Below are 18729 nucleotides of genomic sequence, written 5' to 3' on the forward strand. Positions count from 1 at the left end.
AATGGCGTTTAATTATGATGAATATTTGCGTGTGGATAAAATACCCACTTTGTGGTGTTGGGGCTGTGGCGATGGCGTGATTTTGAAATCTATTATCCGCACGATTGACGCTTTAGGTTGGAAAATGGATGATGTGTGTTTGGTGAGCGGGATTGGTTGTAGCGGGCGCATGAGTTCGTATGTGAATTGCAACACCGTTCATACCACGCATGGTAGGGCTGTAGCGTATGCGACAGGGGTTAAATTAGCCAACCCTAGTAAGCATGTGATCGTGGTTTCTGGCGATGGCGATGGCTTTGCTATTGGAGGCAATCACACCATGCATGCATGCCGAAGAAACATTGATTTGAATTTTATTTTAGTGAATAATTTCATTTATGGTTTGACCAACTCCCAAACTTCGCCCACCACGCCTAATGGCATGTGGACGGTTACGGCTCAATGGGGGAATATTGATAACCAATTTGACCCATGTGCTTTAACCACCGCTGCAGGGGCGAGTTTTGTGGCTAGAGAGAGCGTTTTAGACCCTCAAAAATTAGAAAAAGTGCTTAAAGAAGGTTTCTCGCACAAGGGCTTTAGCTTCTTTGATGTCCATAGCAATTGCCATATCAATTTAGGACGCAAAAATAAAATGGGCGAAGCGTCTCAAATGCTAAAATGGATGGAAAGCCGATTAGTGAGCAAACGCCAATTTGAAGCCATGAGCCCTGAAGAAAGGGTGGATAAATTCCCTACAGGCGTTTTAAAGCATGACACGGACAGGAAAGAATATTGCGAAGCGTATCAAGAGATCATTGAAAAAGCACAAGGAAAACAATAATGGAAGTGCAATTACGATTTACGGGCGTTGGAGGGCAAGGCGTGCTGTTAGCGGGAGAGATTTTAGCTGAAGCTAAGATTGTGAGTGGGGGCTATGGCACTAAGACTTCCACTTACACTTCGCAAGTGCGTGGAGGGCCCACTAAGGTGGATATTTTGCTAGACAAAGATGAAATTATTTTCCCTTATGCTAAAGAGGGCGAGATTGATTTCATGCTTTCAGTCGCTCAAATCAGCTACAACCAGTTTAAAAGCGATATTAAACAAGGCGGTATCGTTGTCATTGATCCCAATTTGGTAACGCCCACTAAAGAAGACGAAGAAAAATACCAGATCTATAAAATCCCCATTATCAGCATCGCTAAAGATGAAGTGGGTAACATTATCACGCAATCTGTGGTAGCGTTAGCCATTACCGTGGAGCTTACCAAATGCGTAGAAGAAAATATCGTGCTAGACACTATGCTTAAAAAAGTCCCTGCAAAAGTCGCTGAAACGAACAAAAAAGCCTTTGAAATTGGCAAAAAACATGCTTTAGAAGCTTTGAAAAAATAAGGGGGTAACTCCTTATCTTATTTTTCTTTAGCTATAGCTTTTTCCCCTTTTTTTGTATTTTTGAAAAAAAAAAAAAAATGATATAATGCTCAAATTTTACAAAGGATTCTTGTATGCACAAATTTTTGGATGGGGCAAAAAGTGAGATTTTAAAATATGATGTGATTTCTTTTGATATTTTTGATACCCTTCTTCTAAGACCTTTCATTAAACCCACAGATTTATTTTGGTATATTGAGACTAAATATAATATTAAAGGTTTTCATCAAGCAAGAATCCTGGCAGAAGTGCAATCTAGAGAAATCAGTAAAAGACAAGACATTACTCTAGATGAAATTTATCATCAAATCCCAAAAGAGTTTCATTCATATAAGGGAGTAGAAATTGCCACTGAAAAAGAGGTGCTTATTCCAAACTTAGAGATGTTAGAACTCTATCGTTTCGCTAAAGAAAACAATAAGAGAGTGATTATTGTATCAGATATGTATTTACCTTTAGAAGTCCTTGAAGATATTTTAATTTCTAAGGGTTTTGATGGTTATACAAATTTCTATCTCAGTAACCATATAATGCTTACTAAACATTCAAAGGATTTGTTTAAGCATGTTTTAAAACAAGAAAATATTACTCACACACAAATGTTGCATATTGGTGATAATTCTTGGGCAGATGACGCTATGCCTAAAAGTTTAGGCATAGCAACGCTATTTAGAAAAAGCGTATTGAAGCAATTTGAAGAAATTTTTCCTAAATATAAAACATTTAATCCAACCAGTGTTGCACAAAGTTTTATTTTAGGATCTTTATGCGTTTTTTATAAAAATTATATTCAAAAACATGAAAAATTTGATTATTGGTTTCTTTTGGGAGCGATGCAAGCAGGAATTGTAGCCGTTGCTTATTGCCAGTTTATCTATAAAGAGATTCATAAAAGAAATATTGATACTTTAGTGTTTGTTGCACGAGATGGTTATTTATTGCAAAAAATTTTTAATATTTTATATCCAAATTCATATAAAACTACTTATATTTATGCTCCCAGAATTTTAAAAAAAGCGGTATTTTTAGAAGTCGTAGAGAGCGAGAGTTTGGAAATTTTGCGTATTTTAGAAGGCGAAGAAGAAATTAAAAAGAAGCAAATCACCACTAACCAACAAGCATATATATATATATACAGCAATTTTGAATACTGCCGCCATTTAGCGTTAAAATGTTTAGATAATTACAGAAAATACTTGTCTTCATCAAATTTAGAGGGAAATATCGCTATTGTGGATACGATTACTTTGGGCTACTCTTCGCAAGAGTTAATACAAAAAGCTTTGAATAAAGAAGTTTTTGGATACTATGTGGATCTTATAAGAATTTTAAATTATGATTGCACGAGTTTCTTACCTTTTTCACACCCTAAACCCGTTTATTTTCATAATTGGGATTTTATGGAGTTTTTGCTAACAAGCCCTGAATACCCTATTTTAAATGTAGAAAATGGCGTTCCAATTTATCAAAAAGATGTTTCATCTTGTGAAAAACACCGCTCTAAAGCTTATGAAAAAATAGTAGAAGGGGCTGTTGGATATGCTTCATATTTTAAAGAAAGTCAAATTTCTTTAGGCATTTATGATGTGATAGAATGGGTAAATTTCTTTATTGACAATCCTAGTATTCAAGATCAAGAGCAATTTAAACAAATTTATTTTCTTCCAGATGCAACGCATAAAAACGCTCTGCCCTTGTTTTGCAACGATGTTTCTTTATTGTCTTGTATTTTAAAACCTTCACAAAGTTATAGCGTATTAAAAAGAAGCCTTAGGACAAACAAGCAAGAGAGATTGTTTAAAATATTATCTCTAATTAAAAAAATCTATGGGAAGTTAAAAAAGAAATCATAAAATTGGATCTGTTTCAATCAAATATGGATAACTAGGGCTTTCTCCCTTAAAATAATTCTCTTAAAAATTATTCACTAGATATTTTTATTTATCCAATAGTTTGTTTTTGAGTATAATCCTACGAAAATTTTAAGGAACGGCATGGAGTTTTTGGGACTGCTTTTGAGTCTAGCCGCTATTTTGATAGCGTTTAAAAAGCCTGAAAAAGAAAATTGGGCGTTTGGGATTTTGATGGTGGTGTGGTTAGTGGAGCTTATTATTTTTATAGCCCACAGCTCTAGCGTTTTGCCTAATATGAATCTATAGGGGGATACATGGATAAAGAAACCCGATTTTATAATCTTTTTTCTTTGGCGGTTTTAGGGATTTTAATCTTTCCTGTGGGTTTGGCGAATTTTTATTTTGGCTATGTTTTGAAAGATTCGCCTTGTATTTTTTGCTGGGCGCAACGCATCAACATGATTTTAATAGGGGCTGTGGCGCTTTTGGTGGTGCGTTTTGGGTTTAAGCCTAAATACATTGCCTTGTTATTGCTCATGGCTAGTAGCGGGTTATATGAGAGCTTTTATCATACCGGTAGCCATGCTTTAGAAGATGTGGGGCAGGGCTTTGCGATCGCTATTTTGGGATTGCACACGCAGTTTTGGGCGCTTTTTGTCTTTTTTAGCGTGGTGGTGCTTTTAGCGGTTTTACTCTTTTTTGCCCCTAATACCCAACTTTTTAAAGATTATTCGTTAAACACGCTCCAAAAAAGCGCTTTTTATATTTTCTTTATTGTAGTGGGCTCTAACGCCGTGCAAGCGTTTTTCTCTACCGGGCCTTTCCCTTATATAGGGCAAAGCGATCCGGTGCGTTTTTCGTGGAATTTAAAAGAATCTGTCTGGTCTATGGAGAATTGGAATCATTTGAAATTCCCAAGAAGCGTTTTGGGCAGAAGAGATGTGGGTGAGCCTTTGAAATTGAGCGCTTTGCCTAAAGATAATGATTATGAGCGTTCGCCTTTAGAAATCACAAAAGCGTTGGAGATTGGAAAAAAAGAAGAGCTTTTTTTAAAACTGAACGGAGCGATCACGGATTTGAGCTTCAATGAAGATAGGGCAATCCTTATCACAGAAAACCAAGGCCTTTATCTTGTGGGTAACGATTTAAAAACCATTCACAGCCATATGGTGCTAGATAGCTATTATAGTGCGACGGTGGGGTCGTTCGTGGGGGCGGATTTTAACGAAGATGAAAACATTGTGATCATGGGCAATAATAAAACGAGCGTGGAAATCACTCCTAACAAAAACGCCAACGCGCTTAAAAATTTCCCTTATTTTTTAGAAGGGGCTAACTCTTTTGACGAAGTGGAACGCAGCCGCTTAAAAACTTCTAGGGCGAAAAACTATTATGTTAGCGTTGCAAGAAGAGGGGCTAAATTCACTTATTTAATCAGCGCTCCTAACAAGCGTTATAAGGATTTGATTATTATTTCCATGCTCAATAGCGACAAACAGGTGCATGGGGAGTTTTTACTTGAACTAGGCAATGCCAAACTTAAAGCAAAAAGGAAACTGGGCGAATTAGTCATCAGTGCGCTAGCGTTAAAGGATAATAAGCTTTATGCGTTCAGTAAGGAATTTAACACGCTTTTAGTTATAGACCCTATAAAAGAAGAGATCCTTGAAGTTTATGGCTTGCCTAAAGAGATTAAAAATATCAGCGCTTGTGGGTTTAGGGATAATGAGCTTGTCCTTGTGAGCTATGAGAATAATAAAAATATTCTCTATACCCTTAATTTTTAAACTCTTTTAAAGCTACTTTTTTCTAATATATTAACGCATTAGAAGATGGTCGCTATTTTAGAATAGAGGAAAGTCCGGGCTACATTAGACAAAATTCCATCTAACGGATGGCTAGCGCAAGCTAAGGGAAAGTGCCACAGAAAGCAAACCGCCTTTTTAAGGTAAGGGTGAAAGGGTGGGGTAAGAGCCCACCAGAGCTAAAGCGATTTAGCTTGTTTAGGCAAACCCAATTTGTAGCAAGAAGCGCATGGTAAGTCTAAATTGATACACGCTTCGCTTGAGGAATATTGCAAAATATTTCCCAGATAAATGGCCATCCATTGACAGAACCCGGCTTATTCTAATGCTCAACTGCGTGTTGGTTTTTTAATAAAGTTTCAATCATTTTATTTTTTTTTATTTTTTTACCTAATTATTGTTTTAAATCTTAAAGATTTGTGTTACACTCTGTAAAATCAAAATCAAAGGGGATAATGTGTTAGAAAAATCTTTTTTAAAAAGCAAGCAATTATTTTTATGCGGATTGGGTGTTTTGATGTTGCAGGCTTGCACTTGCCCAAACACTTCACAAAGGAATTCTTTCTTGCAAGATGTGCCTTATTGGATGTTGCAAAATCGCAGTGAGTATATCACGCAAGGGGTGGATAGCTCGCACATTGTGGATGGCAAGAAAACTGAAGAGATAGAAAAAATCGCTACCAAGAGAGCGACAATAAGAGTGGCGCAAAATATTGTGCATAAACTCAAAGAGGCTTACCTTTCCAAATCCAATCGCATCAAGCAAAAGATCACTAATGAAATGTTTATCCAAATGACACAGCCTATTTATGACAGCTTGATGAATGTGGATCGTTTAGGGATTTATATCAATCCTAACAATGAGGAAGTGTTTGCGTTGGTGCGCGCGCGTGGTTTTGATAAGGACGCTTTGATCGAAGGGTTGCATAAAATGGGCTTAGACAATCAAGTGGTGAGTATCCTTGTGGCTAAAGTGGAAGAAATCTTTAAAGATTCTGTCAATTACGGAGACATTAAAGTCCCTATAGCCATGTAGGCTTAGAACAACAAGCGTTCTTCGCTATCGTCTGTTCTTTTAGGGGTGGGGGTGATGGAATTGGGGGTTGAGTAGTAGGGGATTTTATCCACGATTTCTTTACGCAAGCCTTTGGGGACATCAAACTTTCTTTTTAAAGAAGGTTCAATGCTTAGAATATTACGCATGAAATACGAATACACAGGTGCGCTCACAACGCCTCCTGTCGCTCCTTTGCTAATAGGCGTGTTATCGTCCCTCCCAAACCAGATCACGCTTTGTAAGGTGGGGGTAAAGCCAATGAACCAAGCGTCAATATTGTTGTTAGAAGTCCCGGTTTTACCGGCGACTTCTAAACCTTTAATGCGAGCCAAACTCCCTGTGCCGTTTTCTACCGCATTCATCAGCACTGAAAGGGTTAAAAAAGCCTGTTCTTTGGAGGTGATCTTTTTGGTTTCAATGGGCGTGAAAGTTTTGATATTGTTTTGCTGATCGGTAATGCTTTCAATGAGCATGGGTTTGAGCATGGTGCCGTAATTAGAAAATAAAGAATACTTTTCAGCCGCATCAATGGGCGAGATAGCAAAGCTCCCTAACACAATAGACAAGTCCTTAGGGAGGTTTTTAAACCCCATATCGCTTAAAGATTGATAAATTTTTTCAAAGCCAAGCTGATCGCTTAAATTGATCGTGGCTAGATTTAACGAATGGCTCAAAGCTTCTTGCAAGGTTACAAGCCCTAAAAACTTGCGAGTATAATTGCTAGGATGCCATGCGTGGTTTTGTTCGCTGTTTTTACTATAATTGCCATTTTCAAAGTTTCGCGCGGTATCAGGGATTTTAGAAGTCGTGGAATAGCCATTATCAAAAGCGATTTGATACACAAAAGGCTTGATCGCGCTCCCAAACTGCCGTTTGGCTTGCGTGGCGCGATTGAAAGCGCTTTTTTTATAATCAATCCCCCCCACTAAAGCTAAAATCTTACCGGTGCTCGTGTCTGTAACTATCATGCTAGCGTTCAAGTTGTCTTCATTTTCGTTAGATGCGTTAGTTTTTGGCTTTTCTTTAGCGATTTTTTCTAAGATTTTTTGATGCCCAAAACGCAAGGACTCTAACGCTAAGCGTTGGTAATCCAAATCTATCGTGAGCTTTATGGTATAGCCTTGAGTTTTTAACCCGTCTAATTGATCCAATTGCTTCAACACTTCATCCACGACATAGGGAGCGATATTTTGCGTGGAAGTTTGGTTATAGACGATTGGCACTTCATTGAGAGCGGATTTGAGCTCGTTAGAAGAAATCCAACCTAAAGAATACAACCGCCTTAAAATATCATTAGCCTTAGAGAGTGAAAATTCTAAATTTTTGGTAGGGTCATAAAAACTCGGAGCCCTTGGCAAGGCGACTAACATGGTGATTTCTTTAAGCGTGAGTTTGTCAAGGGGTTTTTTAAAATACCCTAAACTTGCGGTTTTCACGCCATAATACCCATGCCCAAAAAAAGTTTGGTTCAAATAACGCTCTAAAATTTCTTCTTTGCTTAAGACTTTTTCAATGCGTATAGAAATGATCGCTTCTTTGAGTTTTCTGGTTAGCGTTTTTTCTCGTGTGAGCACCATGTTTTTAACGAGTTGTTGGGTTAGGGTGCTACCCCCCTCGGTGTAACGACCGCTTTTAGCGTTTCTAATCATAGCGCGCATGATAGCGTCTAAATTAATCCCCCCATGTTCAAAAAAGAGGGTGTCTTCTACCGCTAAAAGGCTTTCAACAAATCGTGGGGGGATTTCTTCAAAACGCGCATAAAAACGGAATTCTTTATCATAGATATTAGCGATCAAACGCCCTTTTCGGTCTAAAATCTGTGAAGCGACGCCCGGGCGATAATCTTTAATCTTAGCAATATCCTTATCCGTAGTTACCCAAACTTGAGCGATAAGAATGGCTAACAACCCTATGATAATCAAAAATAAAACGATAAAACCATAAAAAATCTTTTTTAGCATTTAACCACTCTTAAAAGAAGATTGTATTTTAGAATAATTTAAAAGGGTGTTAGCAAGCTCTTTAGTGTCTTCTAAGCTGTTTTTGAGAGATAAAGAGATGCGTAAAAGGGGTTTAGAAACCGTGGGGGGGCGGATAGCTCCCACTAAAAACCCCTTTTCTTTCAAAAAATGATGGGCGTTTAAAAGAGCGGGATTGCTTTCAAATTCTAAAGTAAAAAATCCTGCGAGCGTTCTAATACCTAAAGTTTCAAAAATAATCTGTTGGTGTTTGCTAAGCTCATTTTTTAATTCTTGTTTTTGCGCGATAAAGTATTCTAAATGAGCCAAAGTTAAAGCGGTGTCTAACAGGCTTAAAGCGGTGGTGTAAATCACGCTTTTAGCGCGATTAGTTAAAAACTCTATGACTTGTAAGGGGGCTAAAATACATGCCCCATAGCTCGCAAGGGCTTTAGAAAAAGTGCTGAGCTTAATGATTTTGTCTTTTTCTTTGATGCGATGATATTCTAAAAAACCCAACAAATTTTCGCCGATAGTCCCAAAACTATGGGCTTCATCAACGATTAAAAAAGCGTTAGGAATCTCTTGAATGATTTCATAAAAATCATAAGGAGCGATGCTCGCATCCATAGAATAAACCCCCTCAATGGCTATGAATTTGAGCTTGTTTTTAGGGGCGTTAAAGAGTTTTTGTTTCAAATCCTTAGCGTCATTGTGCGAGAAAAAAACCACTTGATCAGGCTTCGCTTTCGTGCTAAAAATCCCGCTTGCATGGTAGTGTTCGTCCATGAATAAGAGAGCGTTTTTGACTAAAAGGGTGTCTATTAGAGCCAGATTGCCCAAAAAACCACTCCCCACTAAAAGAGTGCTTTCAAACCCCAACAAATCCGCTAATCGTTCTTCTAATTCTGCATGCAAAGGGTGGTAGCCATTCACTAGCATGGAAGCCTTGGGGGAATGAGAAACAAAGGATTGGAGCTTATCAAAAGCGTTTTGAAGCAAATCTTTTTTAACGCTCAAACCCAAATAATCATTAGAAGCGTAATCCTTTAATGAAGGGTCAAACAACTCTCTTTTGCGGTAGCGTTTGGCATGGCGTAGGGCTTCTAAAGATTTAGAAAACATCAAAACACTTCATTGAATGGAATCATTCGCCTTTTTGAATTTTTTCAATGATCTTATTGAGTTCATCTTGTTTTTCGTAAAACATCTTATCAATATTTTCTTTGACATGTTTAGCGCTATCTTCCATTAAATGCACTTTATGCTCTAGGTATTTTAAATCGGTAATGTGGTCTTCTTGAACGGCTTTAACCAAATCATTAGCTTCAGCATGCACGCTCGCATGGTGGCTTTCTAAAGCTCTATAGCCTGAAGTGTTGGAAAAATTCTCTTTGCCTGCACCCTCATAATACCATTTGCCTAAACGGCAATTCTTATGGCTAGTAATATCAAAGGAGTTGAGGCCAAAAACCATGCCATAAAGATTGTTTTTAAAGACCACATGATCAAGTTTGGCTAGACCGCAAAACACCCGGTTATTGATATTGTAGATGGTGTATTTTGCCGCTTGCGCAACAATCATGTTATTTTTTACGGTGGATTTAAGCTCTTCTACATCGCCTTTAATAGAACCTACAATAGAATTAATATCGTGGGTATTGGTTTGAATATCGTTGGCTTCTTGTTGCATGCTTTTAACCACAACGGCGATTTCTTTAGTGGCTTTTTGGGTTTTTTCAGCGAGTTTTCTCACCTCATCAGCCACCACCGCAAACCCTCTCCCATGCTCGCCCGCTCGCGCAGCCTCAATAGCGGCGTTTAGGGCTAAGAGATTGGTTTGTTCTGCAATATCATCAATCAAAGAAATGACTTGAGTGATTTCATTGCTCCGTTGGTTTAGGGAGTCCGCTAATGAAGTGGCGTTTTGCATCTTTTCATAAAGCGATTCAATGTCTTGACCCGTTTTATTAACGGTCCCTAATCCTTCAGTAGAATGCGCTTCGCCATTTTTAGCCGCATTTAAGAGCAAGTCGGTTTCTTGATGGAAATACTGCATGCTTTCTTGTGCGTTCTCTAAGCCTTCTTTTAAGCTCGCGCAAAAAGTCTTAAACAAATCGCTTTTATGGTATTCCCCCACACCCCCTGTTTTTTTGGCTAGTGAAAAATACTGCACGCCATCAATATTTTGGCTTTTTAAAGAATAAGAAACCCCTTGCAAATTAACGCTCTCTGCATTTTCTTTAAAATGAACGCTTTGTTCTTCTAAATTGTTTAAGCTTGCAAGATTCCCACTCTTAAAAACGACTTTATTGTTTTTAATACCTACAAAACCTTCATGCAAGCACAAATTTAAAAGGCTTTGATAGAGATTGACTTCCTTTTTTAACTCCGTAATTTCAGAATCTTTTTGACTGATTTGAAGTTGCAACTGCTTATTCCCAAACATGGTGGCATTCCTTATTTAAATTTGAATCTTTTGAGATTATACCCAAAATTACCAAACATTTTAACCGCTCGTTAATATTGTTGCTTCAAAAACAATTCGTAAAATGATCCCTGTTTTTTCATAAGGGTTTCAAAGTTGCCCTGTTCTATTAGTTTGCCTTGATCTAAAACGATAATCTCATCAGCTTGCTTGACACTATTCATGCGGTGTGTAATAATTAAAGCCATCTTAGATTGCGATTTTTTAAAAATAAAATCTAAAAACTCTTTTTCTATAATGGGGTCAATAGTACTGCTTGGCTCATCTAAAACAACACAATGACTTGGTTTTAAAAAGGCTCTTATAGTGGCTATGCGTTGCTTTTGACCCAGAGAAAAATCTATCCCATTATACTGTGTTCCAAATAATGCGTTGCTATAATCATTAAGACAATTTTGAAAATTTTCATCAAAAGATTTTAGCATTTCTCTCTTTTGCTTTAATTGCTCTCTTGTGGGGTTGTTTTGCATGAAAAGATTATCATCAATGCTATACCCAGCATAGAGAGAAAAATCTTGGAATATAGCGCTCATTTGTTGGTGGTAGCTGTTTAGCTCTAAATCTTGTAATGAGTATTTGTTATTGATAATAATTTGACCTGAATTTGGGGCATAAAACCCTAGCAATAATTTAATCAGCGTGCTTTTCCCACTAGCATTCTTGCCGACTAATGCATAAATTTTATTAGAGTGTAAAGAGAGATTAAAGTTTTCAAAAATAGGTTTTGAATTAGGATAAGAGAAACTAACATTTTCAAATGTAATGCTATGGATTTTTTCTTCTAATTTGATTTGTGTTTCTGGTTTTGGTGTTTTGTGATCTAAAATACAGAAATAATTTTCAAAGTATTTATTGATAGCAAAAAACCACTTTCCATAAAATGATAAATCTTGTAGTTGCTGCCTAGTAGAGCTAAATGCTTGGATATACCCAGCAATTGCTCCCACACCAATTGATTTTGAAAGGATAATAAAAACCATTAAGAAGAATAATGCGACACTTAGAGTGGTGATTAAAATATCAGCATATATGGTAAGCATTAAGTTTTTTTGGGCGATTTTCACAAAATTATTAAGATACAATTCTTTGTTTTCAATGAATTTATGATGAAAATTTAGCATGAAGTTAAATAACAAGTTGTCCTTGTTCTTTTGGTTATCTAGTCCAGAGTATAGGTAATTTTGCATGCTTTCTTTTTGGTCTTGAAGCTTATCTGTGGAAGTGCTATATTTTTTGCTATATGGTTGGATATGAGAATACAAGGCATTGTTGCAAAAATCATTATAAAGGGTAGATAAATACTAATGGAAAATAATATCCCAAACAGACTGATAAGCCCTATAATGCGTTGTAGATTGAAAAAAAGATTACTGACATAATTTAGGGGGCGGATGTGCAGTCCGTTATGGATAGTGTTAAGCTTGATAGTATGGTCTTTATTCTCAAAAAAATTTAGATTTTTAACTTGTGTGAGTTTATTAGCAAGATGAGTGATGATGTTTATAGAAAATTGTTCGGCAATAATGGTTTGCAAGCTTGATAAAATTCCTGAGAACACATGCGTTAAAAACAGCAAGGCTCCCCATAGTAGTAAAGTTGGTAACAGCAATCTGTATTCAAAATGCGTATGCTTTTGTAATAGATCCACCACAATATCAATCAATTTTATCATAACAAGGATATTTAGAGATGGAAGAATGCCGACAAAATAGCACTGTAATTGATGCCAACACAACACATTTTGGTGAGCTTTTGTAGAGTAAAACAAAAGTCCTTAATGGAATGTTTTTTATGGTATCCATTGGTGTGTGCATTCAATAATCAAATTTTCTTTATTATATATAGCCCATTTTCATACTCCTTTAAATTTTGCTTTTAAAACAAAGCCCTTTAAAATTTCAAACTTTAACCGATTATAGTTCCAACCAAAAGCAAGGATGCCTTTGGGTTTTTTATAACAAGGAGTTACAACAATGGCTTTTCAGGTCAATACAAATATCAATGCGATGAATGCGCATGTGCAATCCGCACTCACTCAAAATGCGCTTAAAACTTCATTGGAGAGATTGAGTTCAGGTTTAAGGATTAATAAAGCGGCTGATGACGCATCAGGCATGACGGTAGCGGATTCTTTGCGTTCACAAGCAAGCAGTTTGGGTCAAGCGATTGCCAACACGAATGACGGCATGGGGATTATTCAGGTTGCAGATAAGGCTATGGATGAGCAGTTGAAAATCTTAGACACCGTTAAGGTTAAAGCGACTCAAGCGGCTCAAGACGGGCAAACTACGGAATCTCGTAAAGCGATTCAATCTGACATCGTTCGTTTGATTCAAGGTTTAGATAATATCGGTAACACGACTACTTATAACGGGCAAGCGTTATTGTCTGGTCAATTCACTAACAAAGAATTCCAAGTAGGGGCTTATTCTAACCAAAGCATTAAAGCTTCTATCGGCTCTACCACTTCCGATAAAATCGGTCAGGTTCGTATCGCTACAGGTGCGTTAATCACCGCTTCTGGGGATATTAGCTTGACTTTTAAACAAGTGGATGGCGTGAATGATGTAACTTTAGAGAGCGTGAAAGTCTCTAGTTCAGCAGGCACAGGGATTGGCGTGTTAGCAGAAGTGATTAACAAAAATTCTAACCGAACAGGGGTTAAAGCTTATGCGAGCGTTATCACCACAAGCGATGTGGCGGTCCAGTCAGGAAGTTTGAGTAATTTAACCTTAAATGGGATTCATTTGGGTAATATCGCAGATATTAAGAAAAATGACTCAGACGGAAGGTTAGTCGCAGCGATCAATGCGGTTACTTCAGAAACCGGCGTGGAAGCTTATACGGATCAAAAAGGGCGCTTGAATTTGCGCAGTATAGATGGTCGTGGGATTGAAATCAAAACCGATAGCGTCAGTAATGGGCCTAGCGCTTTAACGATGGTCAATGGCGGTCAGGATTTAACAAAAGGCTCTACTAACTATGGGAGGCTTTCTCTTACACGCTTAGACGCTAAGAGCATCAATGTTGTTTCAGCTTCTGACTCGCAACATTTAGGCTTCACAGCGATTGGTTTTGGGGAATCTCAAGTGGCAGAAACCACGGTGAATTTGCGCGATGTTACCGGGAATTTTAACGCTAATGTCAAATCAGCCAGTGGTGCGAATTATAACGCCGTGATCGCTAGCGGTAACCAAAGCTTGGGATCTGGGGTTACAACCTTAAGAGGTGCGATGGTGGTGATTGATATTGCCGAGTCTGCGATGAAAATGTTGGATAAAGTCCGCTCTGATTTAGGTTCTGTGCAAAATCAAATGATTAGCACCGTGAATAACATCAGCATCACTCAAGTGAATGTTAAAGCGGCTGAGTCTCAAATCAGGGATGTGGATTTTGCTGAAGAGAGCGCGAATTTCAATAAAAACAACATTTTGGCGCAATCAGGTAGCTATGCGATGAGTCAAGCCAACACCGTCCAACAAAATATCTTAAGGCTTTTAACTTAGTTTTGAGAAAGGTGTTTGTATGGGGCTAACGCTTTAAGCGTTGGCTTTTTGCTTTAATTTTTACTTCTTTTTTAATAAAATACTCTTTTTGATTCCTTTATTTATACTTTAATTACAGGCGGTTATTGTGTTAGATAGTTTTGAAATTTTAAAGGCTTTAAAGAGCTTGGATTTATTGAAAAACGCCCCTAGTTGGTGGTGGCCTAACGCTTTGAAATTTGAAGCTCTATTAGGGGCGGTTTTAACGCAAAACACTAAATTTGAAGCCGTTTTGAAATCTTTAGAAAATCTAAAAAACGCTTTTATTTTAGAAAATGATGATGAGATCAATCTTAAAAAAATCGCTTATATGGAGTTTTCAAAGCTTGCAGAATGTGTCCGCCCTAGCGGGTTTTATAACCAAAAAGCCAAACGATTGATTGATTTGAGCGGGAATATTTTAAAAGACTTTCAAAGTTTTGAAAATTTTAAACAAGAAGTAACCAGAGAGTGGCTTTTAGACCAAAAGGGTATTGGCAAAGAAAGCGCGGATGCGATTTTATGCTATGCGTGCGCTAAAGAAGTGATGGTGGTGGATAAATACAGCTATCTTTTTTTAAAAAAATTAGGCATAGAGATAGAAGATTATGATGAATTGCAACATTTTTTTGAAAAAGGCGTTCAAGAGAATTTAAATTCCGCCTTAGCGCTTTATGAAAACACCATTTCTTTAGCGCAACTTTATGCGAGATTCCATGGAAAGATTGTAGAGTTTTCCAAACAAAAATTGGAATTAAAGCTTTGATTTTTAGATTTTTCTTAATTTTAAGCCTTTTAAAAGGTGTTTTATTGGCCAAAAAGGATGGGGATTTTTTCAAACCTCTAGAGCCTACTAAAAAATATTTTGGCTCTTTTAAAATCGGCTATCTTTACCAGCATGCAGAGACGACTAAAAGATCCCCCATCCGCCCTAAAAACCGCCCGCCTATTTTAATGGATAAAATTTACCATGACGCTTCTTTAGGCTTTCAAGCAGGGTTCGTTTTAAAAAAGAAAGCTTTATTAGGGGGGTATTTGGATGCAGGAATGGGCGATTCGTATTTCATGAGCGCTGGGTTTATGGCTGGGGTGAGGCTTTTTAAGGGGTGGGTTATCCCTAAAATCGCCTTAGGCTATCAGCTTCAAATTTTAGGGGCTAAGATTGATAAGTATCAATTCAATATCCAATCAGCGGTGGGGAGTGTGGGCTTGTTTTTCAATGCGGCTAAAAATTTTGGCTTGAGCATAGAAGCAAGGGGCGGTATCCCTTTTTATTTCATCCAAAGCAAATTTTCTAAAGCCTTTGGCACGCCACGATTGAATATCTATTCTATTGGTATCACTTTCACCTTTTATGATTTTACTAGATTTTTAGGGTAAAATATTCATTTTAAAAAATGACTATAGAGTATAAAAACAATAATCAGACAAACCTTTAAGGATTTATGATGATTTTCATTGATGCATGTTTTAGAAAGGAAACGCCTTACACGCCCATTTGGATGATGAGACAAGCGGGGCGTTACCTTAGCGAATACCAAAAGAGCCGTAAAAAAGCGGGGAGCTTCTTGGAATTGTGTAAAAATAGCGATTTAGCCACAGAAGTTACCCTACAGCCGGTAGAGATTTTAGGCGTGGATGCGGCTATTTTGTTTAGCGATATTTTAGTAGTGCCTTTGGAAATGGGCTTGAATTTGGAGTTTATCCCCAAAAAGGGGCCGCATTTTTTAGAGACTATTACGGATTTAAAAAGCGTGGAAAGCCTAAAAGTAGGGGCTTATAAACAACTAAACTATGTCTATGATACGATTTCTCAAACGCGCCAAAAGCTTTCTAAAGAGAAAGCGTTAATCGGTTTTTGCGGATCGCCTTGGACTTTAGCGACTTACATGATAGAAGGCGAGGGGAGCAAATCGTATGCCAAAAGCAAAAAAATGCTCTATAGCGAGCCTGAAGTTTTAAAAGCGCTTTTAAAAAAATTAAGCCTTGAATTGATAGAGTATTTGAGCCTTCAAATCCAAGCAGGGGCCAATGCGGTGATGATTTTTGACTCATGGGCTAGCGCTTTAGAAAAAGAAGCGTATTTGAAATTCAGTTGGGGTTATTTGAAAAAAATCTCTAAAGAGCTTAAAAAACGCTATACGCATATCCCGGTTATCCTTTTCCCTAAAGGGATTGGCGCTTATTTGGATAGCATAGACGGGGAATTTGATGTGTTTGGCGTGGATTGGGGCACTCCTTTAGAAGTGGCAAAAAAGATTTTAGGCGATAAGTATGTTTTGCAAGGGAATTTAGAACCCACCCGCCTTTATGATAAAAGCGCTTTAGAAGAAGGGGTTGAAAGGATTCTAAAAGTCATGGGCCATCAAGGGCATATTTTTAATTTAGGGCATGGGATGCTGCCGGATTTACCCAGAGAAAACGCAAAATATTTAGTGCAATTAGTGCATGCTAAAACCAGGCGATAGGGGGGCTTGATGAAAACTATTATAAGATATGTTAGTTTATGGGGCTTGTGTGCAGCTTTAGCTCTAGCCCAAACCCCCTCTAAAACCCCAGATGAAATCAAGCAAATCCTTAACAATTACAGTCATAAGAATTTAAAGCTCATTGATCCGCCGACAAGTTCTTTAGAAGCAACACCGAGTTTTTTGCCCTCGCCTAAAGAAACAGCGACCACTATCAATCAAGAGATTGCTAAATACCATGAAAAAAGCGATAAAGCCGCTTTGGGGCTTTATGAATTGCTAAAGGGGGCTACCACTAATCTCAGTTTGCAAGCGCAAGAACTCAGTGTCAAGCAAGCGATGAAGAACCATACCATCGCCAAAGCGATGTTTTTGCCCACTTTGGATGCGAATTATTACTTTAAAAATGAAGCTAGGGATACTCCAAATTTCAAACATTATAACACGCAACAACTCCAAGCTCAAGTCAAATTGAATGTGTTTAATGGTTTTAGCGATGTGAATAATGTCAAAGAAAAGTCTGCGACTTACCGATCCACTGTGGCTAATTTAGAGTATAGCCGCCAGAGCGTGTATTTGCAAGTGGTGCAACAATATTATGAGTATTTTAACAATCTCGCTCGCATGATCGCTTTACAAAAGAAATTAGAGCAAATCAAAACAGACATTAAAAGGGTTACCAAACTCTATGACAAAGGGCTAACCACGATTGATGATTTGCAAAGCCTAAAAGCGCAAGGGAATTTGAGCGAATACGATATTTTAGACATGCAATTTGCTTTGGAGCAAAACCGCTTGACTTTAGAATATCTCACTAACCTCAGTGTGAAAAATTTAAAAAAGACTACGATTGATGTGCCTAATTTGCAATTGAGAGAAAGGCAAGATTTAGTTTCTTTAAGGGAGCAAATTTCCGCGCTCAAATACCAAAACAAACAACTCAACTATTACCCTACGATAGATGTTTATGACTCATGGCTTTTTTGGATCCAAAAACCCGCTTACGCTTTGGGGGGTTTTGGGAACTTCTACCCAGGCCAGCAAAATACGGCTGGGGTTACTGCGAGCATGAAATTTTTTGATGATATAGGGTTGAGCTTGCAAAAACAATCCATCATGTTGGGGAGATTAGCGAATGAAAAGAATTTAGCGTATAAAAAATTAGAGCAAGAAAAAGACGAACAGCTTTACAGGAAGTCGCTTGATATTGCCAGAGCCAAGATTGAATCTTCAAAGGCTAGTTTGGATGCGGCTAATCTTTCTTTTGCCAATATTAAAAGAAAATACGACGCTAATTTAGTGGATTTCACCACCTATTTAAGGGGCTTAACCACGTGCTTTGATGCGGAAGTGGCTTACAATTTAGCGCTCAACAATTATGAAGTGCAAAAAGCTAATTACATTTTCAACAGCGGGCATAAAATAGACGACTATGTGCATTAAGGGATAAAAATGATACGAAAAATTTTAATGGGACTTTTTTTGAGTCTTTTGAGTTTGGAAGCTGGCGAGAGAGTGTATGCGATTTTCAATGTGAAAGCGATGCAAGACTCCAAGCTCACCTTAGACAGCACAGGGATTGTGGATAGCATTAAGGTTACTGAGGGGAGCGTGGTCAAAAAGGGCGATGTTTTGTTGCTTTTGTATAATCAAGACAAGCAGGCTCAGAGCGATTCTACCGAGCAACAACTCATTTTCGCTAAAAAGCAATACCAACGATACAGCAAAATTGGGGGCGCTGTGGATAAAAACACTCTAGAAAGTTATGAGTTCAATTACAGGCGTTTGGAATCAGATTACGCTTATTCTATTGCACTATTGAATAAAACCATTTTGAGAGCCCCTTTTGATGGCGTCATAGCGAGTAAAAACATTCAAGTGGGCGAAGGGGTGAGTGCGAATAACACGGTGTTATTGAGGCTAGTCAGCCATGCTAGGAAATTGGTTATTGAATTTGATTCTAAATATATTAATGCAGTCAAAGTGGGGGACACTTACACTTATTCTATAGACGGGGATTCCAATCAGCATGAAGCTAAAATCACTAAAATTTACCCCACGGTTGATGAAAACACCAGAAAAGTGAGCGCTGAAGCCCTTTTATCTAAGCCTATGGCAGTGGGGCTTTTTGGCGATGGGTTTATCCAAACGAAATAATAG

At 37.8% G+C, this 18729-nt stretch carries 15 protein-coding genes, 1 other RNA gene and 1 pseudogene; 13 read left to right on the top strand and 4 right to left on the bottom strand.

Annotation, left to right across the window (positions count from 1 at the left end; genetic code table 11):
- The first annotated feature begins 1 nt into the window (after position 1).
- The 7 genes from KX581_RS01805 (at position 2) to KX581_RS01835 (ending at position 6110) form a co-directional block, all read left to right on the top strand.
- A complete protein-coding gene (locus KX581_RS01805; protein WP_231175415.1) occupies positions 2–823 on the top strand; it encodes a 2-oxoglutarate ferredoxin oxidoreductase subunit beta in 822 nt (273 codons plus the stop codon).
- Positions 823–1377, top strand: coding sequence for a 2-oxoacid:acceptor oxidoreductase family protein (locus tag KX581_RS01810; RefSeq protein WP_108303020.1), 555 nt, complete (start codon positions 823–825; stop codon positions 1375–1377). Before KX581_RS01805 ends, KX581_RS01810 begins: the two co-directional genes overlap by 1 nt.
- Positions 1378–1490: 113 nt before the next feature.
- Positions 1491–3269, top strand: a complete 1779-nt coding sequence (locus KX581_RS01815; protein WP_231175416.1) for an HAD-IA family hydrolase — start codon at positions 1491–1493, stop codon at positions 3267–3269.
- 141 nt (positions 3270–3410) lie between these two features.
- Positions 3411–3575 (top strand): hypothetical protein, encoded by a 165-nt coding sequence (locus tag KX581_RS01820; protein ID WP_000394822.1) that lies wholly within the window; start codon positions 3411–3413, stop codon positions 3573–3575.
- Positions 3576–3583: 8 nt separating this feature from the next.
- A complete protein-coding gene (locus KX581_RS01825; protein ID WP_231175417.1) occupies positions 3584–5056 on the top strand; it encodes a disulfide bond formation protein B in 1473 nt (490 codons plus the stop codon).
- A 35-nt stretch (positions 5057–5091) separates the two neighbouring features.
- An RNA gene (gene rnpB / locus KX581_RS01830) (RNase P RNA component class A) lies at positions 5092–5407 on the top strand.
- 184 nt (positions 5408–5591) lie between these two features.
- Positions 5592–6110, top strand: a complete 519-nt coding sequence (locus tag KX581_RS01835) for a tumor necrosis factor alpha-inducing protein (RefSeq protein ID WP_269201235.1) — start codon at positions 5592–5594, stop codon at positions 6108–6110.
- Positions 6111–6112: 2 nt separating this feature from the next.
- Here the strand turns inward: KX581_RS01835 and pbp1a are convergent, their stop codons facing one another.
- From pbp1a to KX581_RS01855, 4 genes and pseudogenes are all read right to left on the bottom strand, one after another.
- A complete protein-coding gene (gene pbp1a, locus KX581_RS01840) occupies positions 6113–8092 on the bottom strand; it encodes a penicillin-binding protein 1A (RefSeq protein WP_231175419.1) in 1980 nt (659 codons plus the stop codon).
- Positions 8093–9214: an aminotransferase class I/II-fold pyridoxal phosphate-dependent enzyme gene (locus KX581_RS01845; RefSeq protein WP_231175420.1), complete on the bottom strand. Its 1122-nt coding sequence runs from the start codon at positions 9212–9214 to the stop codon at positions 8093–8095.
- A gap of 22 nt (positions 9215–9236) precedes the next feature.
- A complete protein-coding gene (tlpD, locus tag KX581_RS01850; protein WP_231175421.1) occupies positions 9237–10538 on the bottom strand; it encodes a chemotaxis chemoreceptor TlpD in 1302 nt (433 codons plus the stop codon).
- Positions 10539–10609: 71 nt separating this feature from the next.
- Positions 10610–12391 (bottom strand): annotated as a pseudogene (locus KX581_RS01855) (ATP-binding cassette domain-containing protein).
- 159 nt (positions 12392–12550) lie between these two features.
- Between KX581_RS01855 and KX581_RS01860 the strand changes: the two are divergent.
- The 6 genes from KX581_RS01860 to hefB all read left to right on the top strand — a co-directional run bounded on the left by KX581_RS01860 (position 12551) and on the right by hefB (position 18726).
- On the top strand, positions 12551–14083 hold the full coding sequence (locus tag KX581_RS01860; RefSeq protein ID WP_000885496.1) for a flagellin A: 1533 nt from the start codon (positions 12551–12553) through the stop codon (positions 14081–14083).
- 127 nt (positions 14084–14210) lie between these two features.
- The gene (locus KX581_RS01865; RefSeq protein ID WP_180604806.1) at positions 14211–14867 is read left to right on the top strand and encodes a 3-methyladenine DNA glycosylase; all 657 of its coding nucleotides are present in this window, start codon (positions 14211–14213) and stop codon (positions 14865–14867) included.
- Positions 14864–15481: a hypothetical protein gene (locus KX581_RS01870; protein ID WP_162967938.1), complete on the top strand. Its 618-nt coding sequence runs from the start codon at positions 14864–14866 to the stop codon at positions 15479–15481. The genes KX581_RS01865 and KX581_RS01870 overlap by 4 nt, the downstream gene beginning before the upstream one ends.
- Before the next feature lie 68 nt (positions 15482–15549).
- Positions 15550–16569, top strand: coding sequence for a uroporphyrinogen decarboxylase (gene hemE / locus KX581_RS01875; RefSeq protein ID WP_231175422.1), 1020 nt, complete (start codon positions 15550–15552; stop codon positions 16567–16569).
- 9 nt (positions 16570–16578) lie between these two features.
- Entirely contained in the window at positions 16579–18012 is a 1434-nt protein-coding gene (gene hefA / locus KX581_RS01880) for an efflux RND transporter outer membrane subunit HefA (protein ID WP_231175423.1), read from the top strand.
- Positions 18013–18021: 9 nt separating this feature from the next.
- Positions 18022–18726, top strand: coding sequence for an efflux RND transporter periplasmic adaptor subunit HefB (gene hefB, locus KX581_RS01885; protein ID WP_064432237.1), 705 nt, complete (start codon positions 18022–18024; stop codon positions 18724–18726).
- Positions 18727–18729: the final 3 nt, after the last annotated feature.

The sequence above is a fragment of the Helicobacter pylori genome (assembly GCF_021062735.1).
Taxonomy (GTDB): Bacteria; Campylobacterota; Campylobacteria; order Campylobacterales; family Helicobacteraceae; genus Helicobacter; species Helicobacter pylori_DN.

What these genes read in the sequence shown, in the direction of transcription:
- KX581_RS01835 (WP_269201235.1), top strand. Translation starts at nt 5,592, where the DNA reads ATGTTGCAGGCTTGCACTTGCCCAAACACTTCACAAAGGAATTCTTTC.
- hemE (WP_231175422.1), top strand. Translation starts at nt 15,550, where the DNA reads ATGATTTTCATTGATGCATGTTTTAGAAAGGAAACGCCTTACACGCCC.
- KX581_RS01860 (WP_000885496.1), top strand. Translation starts at nt 12,551, where the DNA reads ATGGCTTTTCAGGTCAATACAAATATCAATGCGATGAATGCGCATGTG.
- KX581_RS01820 (WP_000394822.1), top strand. Translation starts at nt 3,411, where the DNA reads ATGGAGTTTTTGGGACTGCTTTTGAGTCTAGCCGCTATTTTGATAGCG.
- hefB (WP_064432237.1), top strand. Translation starts at nt 18,022, where the DNA reads ATGATACGAAAAATTTTAATGGGACTTTTTTTGAGTCTTTTGAGTTTG.
- KX581_RS01805 (WP_231175415.1), top strand. Translation starts at nt 2, where the DNA reads ATGGCGTTTAATTATGATGAATATTTGCGTGTGGATAAAATACCCACT.
- KX581_RS01825 (WP_231175417.1), top strand. Translation starts at nt 3,584, where the DNA reads ATGGATAAAGAAACCCGATTTTATAATCTTTTTTCTTTGGCGGTTTTA.
- KX581_RS01810 (WP_108303020.1), top strand. Translation starts at nt 823, where the DNA reads ATGGAAGTGCAATTACGATTTACGGGCGTTGGAGGGCAAGGCGTGCTG.
- KX581_RS01815 (WP_231175416.1), top strand. Translation starts at nt 1,491, where the DNA reads ATGCACAAATTTTTGGATGGGGCAAAAAGTGAGATTTTAAAATATGAT.
- KX581_RS01845 (WP_231175420.1), bottom strand. Translation starts at nt 9,214, where the DNA reads ATGTTTTCTAAATCTTTAGAAGCCCTACGCCATGCCAAACGCTACCGC.
- tlpD (WP_231175421.1), bottom strand. Translation starts at nt 10,538, where the DNA reads ATGTTTGGGAATAAGCAGTTGCAACTTCAAATCAGTCAAAAAGATTCT.
- pbp1a (WP_231175419.1), bottom strand. Translation starts at nt 8,092, where the DNA reads ATGCTAAAAAAGATTTTTTATGGTTTTATCGTTTTATTTTTGATTATC.
- hefA (WP_231175423.1), top strand. Translation starts at nt 16,579, where the DNA reads ATGAAAACTATTATAAGATATGTTAGTTTATGGGGCTTGTGTGCAGCT.